Annotated in this window: 15 protein-coding genes; 8 read left to right on the top strand and 7 right to left on the bottom strand. The window is 57.1% G+C overall.

The annotated features are described in order from the left end of the window. The first annotated feature begins 215 nt into the window (after nt 1-215). The 3 genes from Q0932_RS11120 to Q0932_RS11110 all read left to right on the top strand — a co-directional run bounded on the left by Q0932_RS11120 (nt 216) and on the right by Q0932_RS11110 (nt 4512). Nucleotides 216-1865: an electron transfer flavoprotein-ubiquinone oxidoreductase gene (locus Q0932_RS11120; RefSeq protein WP_299352485.1), complete on the top strand. Its 1650-nt coding sequence runs from the start codon at nt 216-218 to the stop codon at nt 1863-1865. 72 nt (nt 1866-1937) lie between these two features. Continuing rightward, nucleotides 1938-3692, top strand: a complete 1755-nt coding sequence (locus Q0932_RS11115; protein WP_299352664.1) for a tetratricopeptide repeat protein — start codon at nt 1938-1940, stop codon at nt 3690-3692. Further along, nucleotides 3682-4512 carry a 4-(cytidine 5'-diphospho)-2-C-methyl-D-erythritol kinase gene (locus Q0932_RS11110; protein ID WP_299352483.1) on the top strand — a complete coding sequence of 277 codons (831 nt, stop codon included), beginning with the start codon at nt 3682-3684 and terminating at the stop codon, nt 4510-4512. Before Q0932_RS11115 ends, Q0932_RS11110 begins: the two co-directional genes overlap by 11 nt. A 47-nt stretch (nt 4513-4559) precedes the next feature. Here the strand turns inward: Q0932_RS11110 and Q0932_RS11105 are convergent, their stop codons facing one another. Further along, nucleotides 4560-5561 (bottom strand): polyprenyl synthetase family protein, encoded by a 1002-nt coding sequence (locus Q0932_RS11105; protein WP_299352481.1) that lies wholly within the window; start codon nt 5559-5561, stop codon nt 4560-4562. A gap of 54 nt (nt 5562-5615) precedes the next feature. Here Q0932_RS11105 and Q0932_RS11100 point away from each other — a divergent pair, with 54 nt between their 5' ends. From Q0932_RS11100 to Q0932_RS11090, 3 genes are all read left to right on the top strand, one after another. Beyond that, the gene (locus tag Q0932_RS11100; protein ID WP_299352479.1) at nt 5616-5831 is read left to right on the top strand and encodes a DUF2007 domain-containing protein; all 216 of its coding nucleotides are present in this window, start codon (nt 5616-5618) and stop codon (nt 5829-5831) included. After that, nucleotides 5828-6592, top strand: a complete 765-nt coding sequence (locus Q0932_RS11095) for a methyltransferase (protein ID WP_299352476.1) — start codon at nt 5828-5830, stop codon at nt 6590-6592. The genes Q0932_RS11100 and Q0932_RS11095 overlap by 4 nt, the downstream gene beginning before the upstream one ends. A 237-nt stretch (nt 6593-6829) precedes the next feature. Next, on the top strand, nt 6830-6994 hold the full coding sequence (locus Q0932_RS11090; RefSeq protein ID WP_299352473.1) for a YdcH family protein: 165 nt from the start codon (nt 6830-6832) through the stop codon (nt 6992-6994). Here the strand turns inward: Q0932_RS11090 and Q0932_RS11085 are convergent, their stop codons facing one another. Both Q0932_RS11085 and gcvA read right to left on the bottom strand, forming a co-directional pair. After that, nucleotides 6995-7858 (bottom strand): EamA family transporter, encoded by an 864-nt coding sequence (locus tag Q0932_RS11085; RefSeq protein WP_299352470.1) that lies wholly within the window; start codon nt 7856-7858, stop codon nt 6995-6997. Then, complete coding sequence (gene gcvA, locus Q0932_RS11080) at nt 7855-8802, bottom strand: transcriptional regulator GcvA (RefSeq protein WP_299352468.1); 948 nt, start codon at nt 8800-8802, stop codon at nt 7855-7857. Before gcvA ends, Q0932_RS11085 begins: the two co-directional genes overlap by 4 nt. Nucleotides 8803-8912: 110 nt before the next feature. Here gcvA and Q0932_RS11075 point away from each other — a divergent pair, with 110 nt between their 5' ends. After that, on the top strand, nt 8913-9071 hold the full coding sequence (locus Q0932_RS11075) for a hypothetical protein (RefSeq protein WP_299352465.1): 159 nt from the start codon (nt 8913-8915) through the stop codon (nt 9069-9071). Between the two features lie 202 nt (nt 9072-9273). Here the strand turns inward: Q0932_RS11075 and Q0932_RS11070 are convergent, their stop codons facing one another. Next, nucleotides 9274-9960, bottom strand: coding sequence for a YafY family protein (locus Q0932_RS11070; RefSeq protein WP_299352463.1), 687 nt, complete (start codon nt 9958-9960; stop codon nt 9274-9276). A 114-nt stretch (nt 9961-10074) separates the two neighbouring features. Between Q0932_RS11070 and Q0932_RS11065 the strand changes: the two genes are divergently transcribed. Next, on the top strand, nt 10075-10521 hold the full coding sequence (locus Q0932_RS11065) for an SRPBCC family protein (RefSeq protein WP_299352460.1): 447 nt from the start codon (nt 10075-10077) through the stop codon (nt 10519-10521). Nucleotides 10522-10696: 175 nt separating this feature from the next. On the opposite strand, the gene phbB is transcribed toward Q0932_RS11065, so the two are convergent. From phbB to Q0932_RS11050, 3 genes are all read right to left on the bottom strand, one after another. Then, nucleotides 10697-11419: an acetoacetyl-CoA reductase gene (gene phbB, locus Q0932_RS11060; RefSeq protein ID WP_299352457.1), complete on the bottom strand. Its 723-nt coding sequence runs from the start codon at nt 11417-11419 to the stop codon at nt 10697-10699. A 195-nt stretch (nt 11420-11614) separates the two neighbouring features. After that, nucleotides 11615-12790 carry an acetyl-CoA C-acetyltransferase gene (locus Q0932_RS11055; protein ID WP_299352454.1) on the bottom strand — a complete coding sequence of 392 codons (1176 nt, stop codon included), beginning with the start codon at nt 12788-12790 and terminating at the stop codon, nt 11615-11617. 148 nt (nt 12791-12938) lie between these two features. After that, the gene (locus tag Q0932_RS11050) at nt 12939-13781 is read right to left on the bottom strand and encodes an EAL domain-containing protein (RefSeq protein ID WP_299352451.1); all 843 of its coding nucleotides are present in this window, start codon (nt 13779-13781) and stop codon (nt 12939-12941) included. Nucleotides 13782-13784 lie beyond the last annotated feature (3 nt).

Raw genomic sequence — 13784 nt, 5'->3', positions numbered from 1 at the left:
ACCGCATTTTTAACTTTTGTTGACCCGAGAGTGCCCCGAGCGCTCTTTCAAAAGCAAGGGACCAATCCCTTTGCAAGTGCAAATAGGCAAATTCGCAACGTTAATTGGCGTTTTGTGACCTTTTGTCGTCGGGTTCCAATTGACGGTTTGTTGCAAAAAGCGCTAGCACTCGCGAAAGATTATTTCCGTCAGTCACCGGAAGGAAGGATGCCCAAATGGCCGAGATCGAACGCGAAGCAATGGAGTATGACGTCGTCATCGTTGGTGCGGGTCCCGCGGGCCTGTCTGCGGCGATCCGTCTGAAGCAACTGGACGCTGATCTGAACGTTGTTGTTCTGGAAAAAGGGTCGGAAGTGGGTGCACATATCCTGTCGGGTGCTGTGCTGGATCCCTCTGGTTTGAACAAACTGATTCCAGACTGGAAAGAGAAGGGCGCGCCGCTCAATGTGCCGGTCGAAGCCGACAATTTCTACATGTTGGGTGAAGCGGGCGAGATTCGTATCCCCAACTTCCCGATGCCGCCGCTGATGAACAACCACGGCAACTACATCGTGTCGATGGGCAATGTCTGTCGCTGGATGGCTGAGCAAGCTGAAGAGCTGGGCGTAGAAATCTTCCCCGGCATGGCCTGTTCTGAGTTGGTCTACGGCGATAATGGCGAAGTCAAAGGCGTGGTCGCCGGTGTCTTCGGTCTGGAAGCGGACGGCTCGATCGGTGAAGGCACTGAGCCGGGCATGGAACTGCACGGCAAATACGTCTTTATCTCGGAAGGTGTGCGCGGGTCTCTCGCGAAAGAAATCATCGGCAAGTACGACCTGCAAAAGGGCAAAGAACCCCAGAAATTTGGCTTGGGCATGAAGGAGATCTGGGAGATCGACCCGGCCAAGCACAAAGAAGGCACTGTGACGCACACGATGGGCTGGCCTTTGGGTAGCAATGCAGGGGGCGGTTCGTTCATCTATCACATGGAGAACAACCAGATCTTCATCGGCTTTGTGGTGCACCTGAACTACAAGAACCCGCATTTGTTCCCCTACATGGAATTCCAACGCCTCAAGCACCATCCAATGGTTGCTGAGTTGCTGGAGGGTGGTAAGCGCGTGGCTTATGGCGCGCGGGCCATTTCCGAGGGTGGTTTCCAATCGATGCCCAAGATGGTGGCGCCGGGTGCGGCCCTGTTGGGTTGCTCGGTTGGCATGGTCAACGTGCCGCGCATTAAGGGCAACCACAACGCGATGCTGTCGGGCATGGCTGCAGCAGAAGCCGCCGTTGCCGCGATCAAAGAGGGTCGTTCGGGCGATGAGTTGAATGACTACGAAACCGAAGTGCGCACCGGCGCCATCGGCAAAGACCTGAAGAAGGTTCGTAACGTCAAACCAATCTGGTCGAAGTGGGGCCTGACGGCATCGCTGATGCTGGGCGGATTGGACATGTGGACCAACACGCTGGGCTTTTCACTGCTCGGAACATTGGGCCATGGCAAAAACGATGCCGACGCAACCGAGGCTGCCGACAAGCACAAAATCATCGACTATCCCAAACCTGACGGAAAGCTGTCATTTGATCGCTTGACCAACGTGTCCTTTGCGATGACCAACCACGAAGAAAGCCAGCCCTGCCATCTGCGACTGGGCGATGACAGCATCCCGGTTGGGGTTAACCTGCCGAAATATGCAGAACCTGCTCAACGGTATTGCCCGGCAGGCGTATATGAGATCGTCGAGGAAGAGGGCAAAGACCCGCGCTTTGTCATCAATTTCCAGAACTGCGTGCATTGCAAAACCTGCGATATCAAAGACCCAAGCCAGAATATCACCTGGGTCACCCCCCAGGGTGGCGACGGGCCGAACTATCCAAATATGTGATCTGACCAATTTGTGATCGAAAGGGCTGCCTACGGGCGGCCCTTTTGCCTTCTGGCATTGCCGTTTCACTACATGCGCATTACCTTTTGCAGGCAGCGCTATTTTAGGGAGCCTCGTGTGGCCACGTCATTCATCCGAAAACTGACTCTTACCTTGCTTTTGACTGGGACGGCACTGCCTGCTTCGGCGGACGGTTTGTCTGGTAGCTATCTGGCGGCCCGGCAGGCGACCTATGCAAGCGATTATGAGACTGCGGCGCGGTATTACACCCGTGCACTGGCCCGGGATCCGTCAAACCCGCTTTTGCTGGAAAGCGCGGTTCTGGCGTACCTCTCGACCGGCAATCTTGAGACTGCGCTGCCTGTGGCGCGCAAGATCGTCAATGATGGGCTGGAAAGCCAACTGGCTGAAATGGTCGTGGCTGCGGGTTGGGTAAAGCAGGGGGACTATGCCACCTTGCTGGACGCGCTGGCCAACGATGACGGCATCGGGCATCTAGTGGATGGTCTGATTACGGCTTGGGCGCATATGGGTGCCGGCGACATGACACAGGCCCTAGAGGCCTTTGACTCGGTCGCAAAGGAACCAGGATTTTCGGGCTTTGCCGCCTATCACAAGGCGCTCGCGCTGGCATCTGTTGGTGATTATGAGGGCGCCGAGGCAATCTATGCCAATCAAGAAAACGGAGCGATTCAGAATACCCGCCGTGGGATCATGGCGCTTCTGGAGATTCTATCGCAGCTTGACCGCAACGAGGATGCGGTCGCCATGATGGATGAGATGTTCCAGGGCGATTTGGATCCCGATCTGGAAAACGCCCGCACCCGCCTTGCCGCAGGTGAACGTCTGCCGTTTACCCATGTTCGCGGGGCCACAGATGGTGTCGCGGAAGTGTTCTTTACCTTGGCCCGTGCACTCGAGAACGAGGCCGCGCCCGATTACGTATTGCTGTATTCGCGGATCGCGCAATATCTGCGTCCAGACCACTTCGAAGCGCTGCTGCTGTCTGCAGGCCTGTTGGAACAATTGGGCCAATACGATCTGTCGACCAAAGCCTATAAGCAGGTACCGCAGGATCATCCCTCATACCACGCGGCCGAGTTAGGACGGGCCGAGGCGCTGCGGCGCGCGGACAAGCCTGAAGCCGCAATTGAAGTCTTGGAACAGTTGGCGCGTAGCCACGGAGATCTGTCCATCGTGCACTCGTCACTGGGCGATATGCTGCGCCAACAACGGGATTTCGCAGGTGCTGTTGTCGCGTATAATCGCGCGCTCGACCTGTCCTCGGAAAAGGACCGCAGCCGTTGGTTCCTGTACTATGCGCGGGGCATTGGCCATGAGCGTATGGGTGATTGGGGAAAATCCGAAGCTGATTTTCGAACCGCACTTGAGTTGAACCCAGAACAGCCTCAGGTTCTGAATTACCTCGGGTATTCACTGGTTGAGAAGCAGATCAAGCTGGACGAAGCGTTGAACATGATTGAACGCGCTGTCGCAGCACAACCGGACTCGGGGTACATCGTCGATTCCCTTGGCTGGGTGCTCTATCGGCTTGGTCGCTACGATGAAGCGGTTGATCACATGGAACGTGCGGCAGAGTTGATGCCGATCGATCCGGTGGTGAATGACCATTTGGGTGATGTCTATTGGGCGGTGGGCCGTACGCTTGAGGCTGAATTCCAGTGGAAGCGTGCGCTGTCCTTTGTTGATGAAGAAACTGCCGAAGAAGCCAAACCTGACCGTATCCGTCGCAAACTGGAGGTTGGTTTGGACGTGGTTCTGGAAGAAGAAGGTTCTGACCCTTTGAAGGTTGCCAATGACGGTTGAGGCATTCGCGCCTGCCAAAATCAATCTGACACTTCACGTGACCTGCCAGCGAGCCGATGGCTGTCATCTGCTGGATTCGCTGGTGATGTTTGCGGATATTGGTGACAGGATCACGGTTGAGAAAGCTGAAGAAACCTCTCTGACAGTGACCGGACCAATGGCTGCTGGTGTACCGACCGACGCAAGCAATCTGGTGCTAAGGGCGGTATCACTTTTGGGAGCTCCCGCGCACATCACGTTAGACAAGCACCTGCCTGCGGCAGCGGGTATCGGTGGTGGGTCGTCAGATGCCGCGGCCACGATCCGGGCGTTGACAGCGCTCTACGACCTGCCCGCCACGAACATGGATGATCTATTGGGGCTGGGCGCGGACGTTCCTGTTTGCATGGAAGACTCCTTAACGCGGATGCAGGGTATTGGCGAACAGGTCACGCCGATTGGCGGACAAGCTGACTGGCCAATGATCCTGATCAATCCCCGCGTTGTGGTTCCGACGGGCCCCGTGTTTCAGGCTCTGTCGCGCAAAGACAATCCGGCGATGCCTGACGCCCTGCCAGACTGGACGGATCGCAAAGCGGCGGTGTCATGGCTTGCGTCGCAGCGCAATGATCTGGAAATGCCCGCCATTGTCGCTCAGCCGGTGATCGGCACGGTGTTGCAAGCACTAAGGGAAAGCCAAGGTTGTACTTTGTCACGAATGTCGGGGTCGGGGGCCACCTGTTTCGGCCTTTACGCTGACACGGGCGTACGGGACAGCGCACTTAAGCAATTGCAACGGGCCTTTCCCAACTGGTGGATCGTTCCGACCCAAGCGCAATGAACAGGACTTCTTTTGGCCAAAGGCCAAGAGGAGGACAGCTCCCTGCCTTAGTTGACCCGCGCGACCACGTAGTCGGCGATGTCACTCAGCAGGCCCCGGATTTGATGCTCCGGCAACTTGGCAATCGCAGCCTTGGCTTTAGCCGTCCAAGCCAATGCATCCTGACGGGTGGCCTCCAGCGTGTCGTGCTTGTGCAATAGCTCAAGCGCGTGCTCAAGATCACCGTCGTCCTGCTTGCCCTTTTCGATGGTCTTTACCCAAAAGGCCCGCTCGGTCTCGTCCGCTTTGGCCACCGCTTTGATCACGGGCAGCGTTAGTTTGCGCTCGCGGAAATCGTCACCAATGTTTTTGCCAGTGGCCTTAGTGTCACCTTGGTAGTCTAACAAATCGTCAACGATCTGAAACGCGATGCCCAAAGCGTCGCCATAGTCAAACAAGGCCTGCACATGGGCCGGGTCGGCATCGGCAATGACGCCGCCAACCTCAGTTGCTGCAGAAAACAGCGCGGCGGTTTTGCCGCGCACAACTTGCAGATAAACGCTCTCATCCGTGCGAAGGTCTTGTGCGGCTGTCAACTGCAGGACCTCGCCTTCGGCAATGGTGGCCGAAGCATTGGACAGAATCCGCAGGACGTCGATAGACCCGGTCTCGGTCATCAACTGGAACGAGCGCGAGAACAGGTAATCCCCCACCAACACCGAAGACTTATTATCCCACAACAGATTCGCCGTGGGGCGCCCACGTCGTTGTGCGCTCTCGTCGACGACATCGTCATGCAGCAGCGTCGCGGTGTGAATGAACTCGACCGTGGCTGCCAGATGCACGTGATAGGGGCCGTCATAGCCGCAGAGCTTGGCAGCAGCCAGCGTCAGCATCGGGCGCAAGCGTTTGCCGCCAGCGTTCACCAAATGCGCAGTAACCTCAGGAATCCGGGGCGCATGTTTGCTGGCCATGCGATCCTGAATCAGATCGTTCACGGCCTGCATTTCATCGGCCAAAACGGCACTTAATGCTTCGTGTGGTTTGGTTGCGGCGTGGTCCAGGCCCATCACTCCCCCGTCTCAGGTCTCGACATCCCCGCAGACCTGCCCTTAAATCTCGGTATGAAAGAGCTTCTTCGCAGCAACGACCCGACGATCATCGCCTTTGCCTCAGCCCTTCTTCAGGGGGAGGGTATAGACTGCTTTGAAATGGACGTAAATATGAGCATTCTCGAAGGCTCTATAGGAATTTTTCCGCGCCGCCTGATGGTGCGTACGGATGAATGGACACGGGCGGAAAGAGTCATGCGCGACAATGAGATTCCGCTGGGCGTATGACCGTTTCCGACCCCACCACATTCAACGCCTATCTGGGCGGGCACCTGCACATTCGCCAACCCGCCAAAGGGTATCGCGCCGGGGTGGATCCCGTACTTTTAGCGGCGTCCGTCCCGGCGCTGGCCGGGCAATCCGTGCTTGAGTTGGGCTGCGGTGTTGGGACCGCAAGCCTGTGTTTGGGGCGACGTGTGCCCGGGCTGCGGCTGACCGGCGTTGAGGTGCAGCCGGTGTATGCGCATCTGGCGCAGGAAAATGGGCGTGCCAATGCATTGGATTTCAGTGTGGTTGAGGCAGATCTGAACCATCTTCCCGACACTTTGCGCCAGCAAAGCTTTGACCACGTTATTGCCAACCCGCCCTACTTTGACAGGGCGGCGTCCACGCGTTCAGAAGACGACGGGCGCGAGATCGCTATGGGCGAAGCGACGCCGCTTGAGGCTTGGGTGCAAGTGGCTGCAAAACGCCTTGCGCCCAAGGGCCATGCGAGCTTTGTCCACCGTGCTGAGCGCTTGCCGGATCTCTTGAGTGCCATGTCGAGCGTTCTGGGATCGATCGAAGTCCTGCCGTTGCAGCCGCGCCCCGGAAGAGAGGCGGGTTTGGTTCTGGTACGGGCCCGAAAAGGGGGGCGCGCCGCGTTTCGGCTGCATGCCCCCGTTGTGATGCATGACGGGGATCAGCACGACAGGGATCGCGAAAGCTATACGCCGCGGATTCGCGCGGTTCTGCGAGAGGGTGCCGCGTTAGAATTCAAAGGGCGCTGAATCCTGCTCATGCACTGACATGCTGATAAGAGGGCTGAGACATGGGATGGTTTTTGAGCGAAACGCTTTGGTTTCAACGTCTTGAATGCGACAAATTCGGCATTGTGTGAAATTCCTCGGGCTCGGCATCTGGAAATGCCAAAAATCCAACCCAGATTTATATGTAAGTGTCGTGACAGATCGAGAAATTTGTGCTGCACTGAGAACGTAGACAACACATTTGAGAGGAGGACTGCCATGAGCGTAAGCTCGCATTTGGAAGAACTGAAACGGAAACACGAAGCCCTCTCGGACCAAGTCGAAGCCGAACAACGTGCACCCGGATCCAGCGACTTCGACATTGCCGAAATGAAAAAGCAAAAGCTGAAGATCAAAGAAGAAATCGAACGACTATCCGTCTGATCAGTCTTTCAAACTGGCGCGCGCCGCGATCACGGCACCGCCCGTAATCAAAAGGGTCGCTGCGCCCAGCAACCAGCTGGGCTCGGCGACGCCGACCGCCACGAGAATCAAAGTGGACAACAGGGGCGCTGCATAAGACGCCGTGCCCAAGAGCTGTATGTCACCGCGTTTCACCCCGATATCCCAGACATAGAACGCCAGCCCAACCGGGCCGAGCCCCAAACCAATGGCTGATGCCCAACCCAAGGTGCCTTGCGGCCAGATGGTCGTTTCGGTCAGCAAATGCATCACCACAGATAGAATTGCCGTTGCCACGCAAAAAACTGCGACAGTTTCGGTTGGTGCGTCGCCCAGCTTGCGCGACATCACCGAATACCCCGACCACGTCAAAGCGCAAGCCAGTGCCAAGAGATAGCCGGGAAGGGCTTCGGCATTGAAGCCACCACCGCCGCCTTGAATGATGAGAGCTGCACCAATGAAGCCACAGAGCGCACCAATCAGATGTCCCGCGCGCAGGTGCTCGCCCGGCAATAGCCCTGATAAGAGTACGATCAGCAGCGGCCACAGGTAGGCGATCAATCCGGCTTCGGCGGCAGGTGCGAGACGAAGGGCGCTGAAATAGAGCGCGTGGTAGCCAAACAGGCCCAACGTGCCAAAAACATAGACTTTCCAGCTCACCCCGCGCAATCGTGCCAGTCCACCAGTGCGGGCTGTCCAGAGTAACCCAAGTGTGCCGCCGATGGTGAAGCAGATGGCGTTGAGCAGCAGTGGAGGTGTGGGCGCAGTGCCAACCGTAAAGAGCGCTAGCAGAGCCCAAAGGAGGACAGCGACAAAGCCAATCATTGTGGCGCGATGGCGTGTCATGCGGGAATATCCTCGATATGGGTCAGCTCAAGTGCTTCTGTCACGGACGCAGTTTTGGATATTTCATCCAGAACCCATTGTCTGAAAGCGGCAATCTGCGGGCGATCTTCGGCTCCTTTTCGGCACACAAAGCGAAAGCGGGCTTGCAACTCGATGGCGTGCTTGAAAGGCGCAACCAGGCGTCCCTCATAGAGATCTTTGACCACCAACGCGCGACGTCCCAGCACGACACCCGCATGGGCGAGGGCTGCATCCACGGCGTGATCGGCTCCGGTAAAGCGGGCGCCATGAGATGTGTCAAAACTCAGGCCCATCATGCGCGCCCAAGCATCCCAATCGGCTCGAGGAGACAGAAATGCAATGGATTCGTCATGGATCAGTGGAGCCGTTCCGAGGGACTCTAAGGTGGGGTACTGCTCAGCCAACTCCGGCGTCATGACCGGCATGACCCACTCGGTATCCAACGGCAGCGACCATAGTCCAGGCTCATGTTTTTCTAAACCGAACCGAATCGCGACATCGACTTCATCCCGCCCAAAGTCGAGATTTCGGAGTGTCGCAGAGAACCTCAAATCAATTTCGGGATGGGCGCGGGCAAATTCATAAAACCGCGGAGCCAGCCACTTTGCGGTGAATGCGGGCCCGGCAGTGACCATCAATGTGGTTTCGTTGGTCAGCCGTTGGGCCGTGCGCCAAGCGGAGTTAAGAGATTGAAATCCCTCAGAAAGCCCGGGCGCTAGTGCGCGTCCGGCCTCGGTCAGTGCCACGGCACGGTTGAGGCGTCGGAAGACTGGCGCGCCGAGATGCTCTTCGAGAGATTTGATCTGAAACGATAACGCCGCGGGCGTGACATGCAATTCATCCGCCGCCCTGGAAAAAGACATATGACGCGCCGCAGCTTCAAAGGCGCGTAAGGCGGTGAGAGGGGGAAGGCGGTCCTGCATTTCAGTTAAGTACACCTTAACTGAACTCGTGAAAAGTCTCGTTTGTGAGTTTTATTCGTGAGGCACATATTGGGTGCAGTTCAGGAATACTTGCCCAAGGAGGCCACCCAATGATTGAGACCGCACACACCGCCCGCATGCAACAGGCCTTTGACCTTGCTCACAAAGAGCGCGGAGAGACCTTGTCTAGAATGGTTGGCTGGCTGTTTGGCAAACGAGATGTTCCGCTGGGCCAACCGGTCCTTACGGAGCTTTCCCGCTGCGCCTGAAAGTCAGGCACTTACGGGATCAAACAAGGGTCGTTTCCGCGAGGAGGCGACCCTTTTGTCTGCTTTGCACAAATCTCACTCCTGGTTTGTTCCGTTTTGTATATAGTAGACGGTCAAAAAATTTGGCGGAGCTTGAGTGAATTTCCGGCGTCACCGTAGAATCTCGAACCGCGCCCATTGTGCGTGAACCCTTGGCGTGACCCTAAGTTGGCCTTGCAGTCGCTTCGTCCCAACCCTTAAGCAGCGCTGCCCGTCGCCCTGGGTATTTCTCTCCAAGCACCCTCAAGTCTTCGATCCGTTCGGTTTTGAAGTGACGATAGTCATCCTTGGTCTCACACCAACCCACGAGATATCGCGTACGGTCCAGAAACGCGATGAACAAAGGCCAGATAATCCGGTCCGTCGCATGCCCGTCGCGGTCTTTGTACAATAGCTGCAGCCTGTAGCGCACTCGAATGGCATGGCGCAGTAGCGCGCTGTCAACGCGTTCAGATACCGGGGATCGGGTTTGGATTGGTTTTGAACTCCCGTCCAGAACCACTGGCCGCAGATCCTTTGGGATGGCGGTTGAAAGCTTTGATACCAGATCCCGCGCGGCGCGCGCGAGCGAAGGGTCCGCCTCGGACGCCACCCAAGCCGCGCCAAGAGCAGCGGCCTCCAGCTCATCCGCTGTCAGCATCAACGGCGGCATGTCGTAGCCATCGTCAAGCACGTATCCGACACCGGCCTCGCCGGTGATAGGAATGCGCTGCGCATGAAGCTCTGCCATGTCGCGGTAGAGCGTACTAAGTGAGATTTCCAATTCATCCGCCAACTCCCGTCCAGTGATCGGCGACCGGGTGGACCGCAATATCTGGATAATCTGGAACAAACGTTCAGTGCGACGCATTTTTTGCCTCTCCTCTCATGCTGCTGTCATAACGGTGAGAGCAGGGGAGGTCTAGGACAGGCTCAGACATCAAGAACAACCACGCGAGTCGCGCGCCAACCCACGGAGCCCGTTATGATCCACAACGAACGCAGCCTGACCATCGATGCAGCCCCCGATGCTGTTTGGGAGGTTCTGAGCAAATACATGCACATAGACGAGTTCGCGCCGCAGATTACATCGGTGGATGCATTGACAGATGGTGAGCCAGGCGTGGGAGCAAAGCGCCGCAACCACTTTGCCAACGGCACCTCGGTGGTAGAGAAAGTCATCGAGTGGAAACCAGGTGAAGGGTACACGGTGCAGCTCTCGGATATGGCAGCAATGCCTCTGGACGAAGCTAGTTCGAAAATCCAGATCAGCCCGATGGTGGGTCAATCCAAGGTCACATGGACCTTTGACTATCGCGTCAAGTATGGGCCGCTCGGATGGCTGATGGGGCAAACAATGATGAAGATGATGATGGGAAAAATAATCGACGCAAATCTTGACGGTTTGGCCAAAAGGCTGCGTACGAGCTGAGCCAGAAATAAATAGGTGCCGCATTGCTGCCGGTCATCGATGACTCGGAATGGTGCGATGCACATTGATAAGCAGCGCATCATGTCCGTAGTCGGGATTGGTCTCTAAGGTCGTGGATCAAGAAAAAAGGCCGCCCAGTTGAGGCGGCCTTTGGTGTCTTCTGAGGTGTGCCAGATCAGACGAAGAACTGTGCACCGTTGGCCGAGATGGTCGAGCCGTTGATGAAGCCTGAGTCGTCTGATGCGAGGAATGCCACGCAACGGGCGATTTCTTCGGGCTCACCCAGACGGCCAGCAGGGATGCCAGCAACGATCGAGTCGCGGACCTTTTCAGGGATCGCCATGACCATTTCGGTGGCGATATAGCCGGGGCAGATCGCGTTGGCGGTGATGCCTGCGCGTGCGCCTTCCTGAGCCAGCGATTTCACAATGCCGAGATCACCGGCTTTGGTCGCGGCATAGTTCACTTGTGCGAACTGACCTTTTTGACCGTTGATCGACGAGATCACGATGACGCGGCCGAACTTGCGCTCGCGCATGCCGGGCCAGACGGGGTGAACGGTGTTGAATACGCCGGTCAGGTTGGTGTCGATGACTTCTTTCCACTGCTCGGGTGTCATGCGGTGGAAGGGGGCGTCGCGGGTGATGCCAGCATTGGCGACAACCACGTCGATGGGGCCAAGGTCAGCTTCAACCTGGGCGATGCCCGCGGCGCTGCTGTCATAGTCGGCCACGTTCCACTTATAAGTCTTGATGCCGGTTTCCGCGGTGAACTTGGCCGCGGCTTCGTCATTGCCGGCATAAGTGGCCGCGACGGTGTAACCTTCGGCCTGCAGTTTCTTGGAAATGGCTTCACCGATACCGCGTGATCCGCCGGTGACGAGGGCAACTCTTGCCATGATGTTTCTCCTGTTCATGTGTATTCGGTTGGTAATTCTGTTACGCAAGAAACGCCTGGTGTGCAATATTATTGCGCGAGCAATTTGCCGCACTGCAGCTTTTTCCTGCCGAATTGAGTGAAAAAATGTCGAACTGGCAATGAAAAGGGCGCCGCGAGGGCGCCCGTTTTACGATTCATCTCTGCGGGCGCAGAATCAGGGACGCTCAAGGCACATGGCCACGCCCATACCGCCGCCGATGCAAAGGGTCGCGAGACCCTTCTTGGCGCCGCGGCGCTGCATTTCAAACAGCAGGGTGTTCAGGATACGCGCGCCCGAAGCACCGATCGGGTGACCAATGGCGATGGCGCCGCCGTTCACGTTAACGATCGACGGATCCCAGCCCATGTCCTTGTTCACGGCACAGGCTTGAGCGGCAAAGGCTTCGTTGGCTTCCACGAGGTCCAGATCACCAACGGCCCAGCCTGCTTTGTCCAGCGCTTTGCGCGATGCATAGATCGGGCCAACACCCATGATCGACGGGTCGAGGCCAGCGGTGGCATAAGAGGCGATGCGGGCCAGAGGCTCGATACCGCGCTTTTCGGCTTCGTCAGCGGTCATCACAAGAGCACCGGCGGCGCCGTCATTCAGACCCGAGGCGTTTGCGGCCGTAACCGAACCGTCTTTAGTGAAAGCGGGGCGCATCTTGGCCATGGCTTCGATGTTGGCGCCGTGGCGGATGTATTCGTCGCTCTCAACCACAATGTCACCCTTGCGAGTTTTCACGGTGAAGGGCGTGATCTCATCAGCGAACTTGCCAGCCTTTTGGGCGGCTTCGGCTTTGTTCTGCGAGCCAACGGCGAACTCGTCTTGGGCGTCACGGCTGATCTGCCATTGCTCGGCAACATTCTCTGCCGTCTGGCCCATGTGGTAGCCGTTGAAGGCATCCCACAAGCCGTCGCGGATCATCGAGTCGATATATTTTACGTCGCCCATTTTGGTGCCGGGACGCAGGTTCGCAACGTGGGGCGACATGGACATGTTTTCCTGACCACCCGCGGCAACGATCGACGCGTCACCCAGTTGCACGTGCTGTGCGGCCAATGCGACGGCGCGCAGACCCGAGCCACACACCTGGTTGATGCCCCAAGCCGAGGCTTCTTTGTTGAAGCCGGCGTTGATGTGTGCCTGGCGCGCGGGGTTTTGGCCCTGACCACCGGTCAGAACCTGACCGAGAATGGTTTCCGATACTTCTGAAGGATCGACGCCTGCGCGCTCGACCAGTGCCTTAAGAACAGTGGCGCCCAGATCATGTGCGGGGGTATTGGCAAACGAGCCCGAGAAGCTGCCGACAGCGGTTCGAGCTGCCGAAGCGATCACTACGTTGGTCATATGTGTTTCCTCTGTCAAATGACTGGGCGACCGCGGTCCGCATACGGTGCGGAATGCAATCCCCCAAACGCGATATGCGGCCGTGCATAGCGTATTTGCTGCGTTGCGGCAACGGCCACTATGTCTCAGGCGAAATTATGTTTCGTCGTTACGCGGCGTTGCGGTCATTTTTGGAGGTTTGCCAGTCGGGTTTTGTGGTCGGCGGGCCGAACAGGAACCCTTGCAAACAGTCGAAACCCAGATCGGCCAAAACATGCGCATCCTTTGGGTCTTCGATGCGGGTGGCAACCGTATACATGTCGAACCGCTCAGCAATGGCAGCGATCCCGGCAGCGATGATCTGGTTCTCGCTGTCCCGATGGACATTGCGGCTGAATTGGCCATCCAGTTTCAGAATATCAAAGTAGAAGTCTTTGAAATAGCGAAAGGAAGTAAAGCCCTTGCCAAAGTCATCCAATGCAAAGGCAATGCCCTTTCCCTGCAGTTTGTCCATAAAATCTATTACAAGCTCAGGCACCTGAAGCGCAGAGCCCTCGGAGATCTCAAGGATCAACCGTTCGCCAGCGTCCGGGCGCTTTCTTAGCCCGCGTTGCAGACTGCGCATCCAGCGGCTGTACCCGATCGAGCGCGCTGACATGTTGATCGACAGGCGTAAAGATGGGTTTTGGGACAACTCGGCAAGTCCAAGCTCAAGCGCGAGGCAATCCAGTTGCCGGCCCAATTCAGTGTCTTCGACGGCTCCCATGAAATCCTTTGCGGGAATCACCCGACCTGTTTCGTCCAGAACCCGGATCAATCCTTCGTAAAAGGCCGGGGTTGTTTGATCTGACGCATTCATGATGGGCTGAAAGGCCAGCATCACCTGTTTGTGGTGAATGGCGTCTTGCACCATTTGAAGCGTGCCCGCATCGCGAGAGGATACCGCAAAGTCCAGTGGTGTTTCCTGCCCGGGCGGGACATTGGCCTTGTCACGTTTTTTGATGCGCGCCATCGC

This window comes from uncultured Shimia sp., from assembly GCF_947498095.1.
Lineage (GTDB): Bacteria > Pseudomonadota > Alphaproteobacteria > Rhodobacterales > Rhodobacteraceae > Shimia.
Note: the sequence above shows the minus strand (reverse complement) of the source record. Positions and strands in the feature narration are given on the sequence as shown.

What these genes read in the sequence shown, in the direction of transcription:
- Q0932_RS11120 (WP_299352485.1), top strand. Translation starts at nt 216, where the DNA reads ATGGCCGAGATCGAACGCGAAGCAATGGAGTATGACGTCGTCATCGTT.
- Q0932_RS11115 (WP_299352664.1), top strand. Translation starts at nt 1,938, where the DNA reads ATGCGCATTACCTTTTGCAGGCAGCGCTATTTTAGGGAGCCTCGTGTG.
- Q0932_RS11110 (WP_299352483.1), top strand. Translation starts at nt 3,682, where the DNA reads ATGACGGTTGAGGCATTCGCGCCTGCCAAAATCAATCTGACACTTCAC.
- Q0932_RS11105 (WP_299352481.1), bottom strand. Translation starts at nt 5,561, where the DNA reads ATGGGCCTGGACCACGCCGCAACCAAACCACACGAAGCATTAAGTGCC.
- Q0932_RS11100 (WP_299352479.1), top strand. Translation starts at nt 5,616, where the DNA reads ATGAAAGAGCTTCTTCGCAGCAACGACCCGACGATCATCGCCTTTGCC.
- Q0932_RS11095 (WP_299352476.1), top strand. Translation starts at nt 5,828, where the DNA reads ATGACCGTTTCCGACCCCACCACATTCAACGCCTATCTGGGCGGGCAC.
- Q0932_RS11090 (WP_299352473.1), top strand. Translation starts at nt 6,830, where the DNA reads ATGAGCGTAAGCTCGCATTTGGAAGAACTGAAACGGAAACACGAAGCC.
- Q0932_RS11085 (WP_299352470.1), bottom strand. Translation starts at nt 7,858, where the DNA reads ATGACACGCCATCGCGCCACAATGATTGGCTTTGTCGCTGTCCTCCTT.
- gcvA (WP_299352468.1), bottom strand. Translation starts at nt 8,802, where the DNA reads ATGCAGGACCGCCTTCCCCCTCTCACCGCCTTACGCGCCTTTGAAGCT.
- Q0932_RS11075 (WP_299352465.1), top strand. Translation starts at nt 8,913, where the DNA reads ATGATTGAGACCGCACACACCGCCCGCATGCAACAGGCCTTTGACCTT.
- Q0932_RS11070 (WP_299352463.1), bottom strand. Translation starts at nt 9,960, where the DNA reads ATGCGTCGCACTGAACGTTTGTTCCAGATTATCCAGATATTGCGGTCC.
- Q0932_RS11065 (WP_299352460.1), top strand. Translation starts at nt 10,075, where the DNA reads ATGATCCACAACGAACGCAGCCTGACCATCGATGCAGCCCCCGATGCT.
- phbB (WP_299352457.1), bottom strand. Translation starts at nt 11,419, where the DNA reads ATGGCAAGAGTTGCCCTCGTCACCGGCGGATCACGCGGTATCGGTGAA.
- Q0932_RS11055 (WP_299352454.1), bottom strand. Translation starts at nt 12,790, where the DNA reads ATGACCAACGTAGTGATCGCTTCGGCAGCTCGAACCGCTGTCGGCAGC.
- Q0932_RS11050 (WP_299352451.1), bottom strand. Translation starts at nt 13,781, where the DNA reads ATGGCGCGCATCAAAAAACGTGACAAGGCCAATGTCCCGCCCGGGCAG.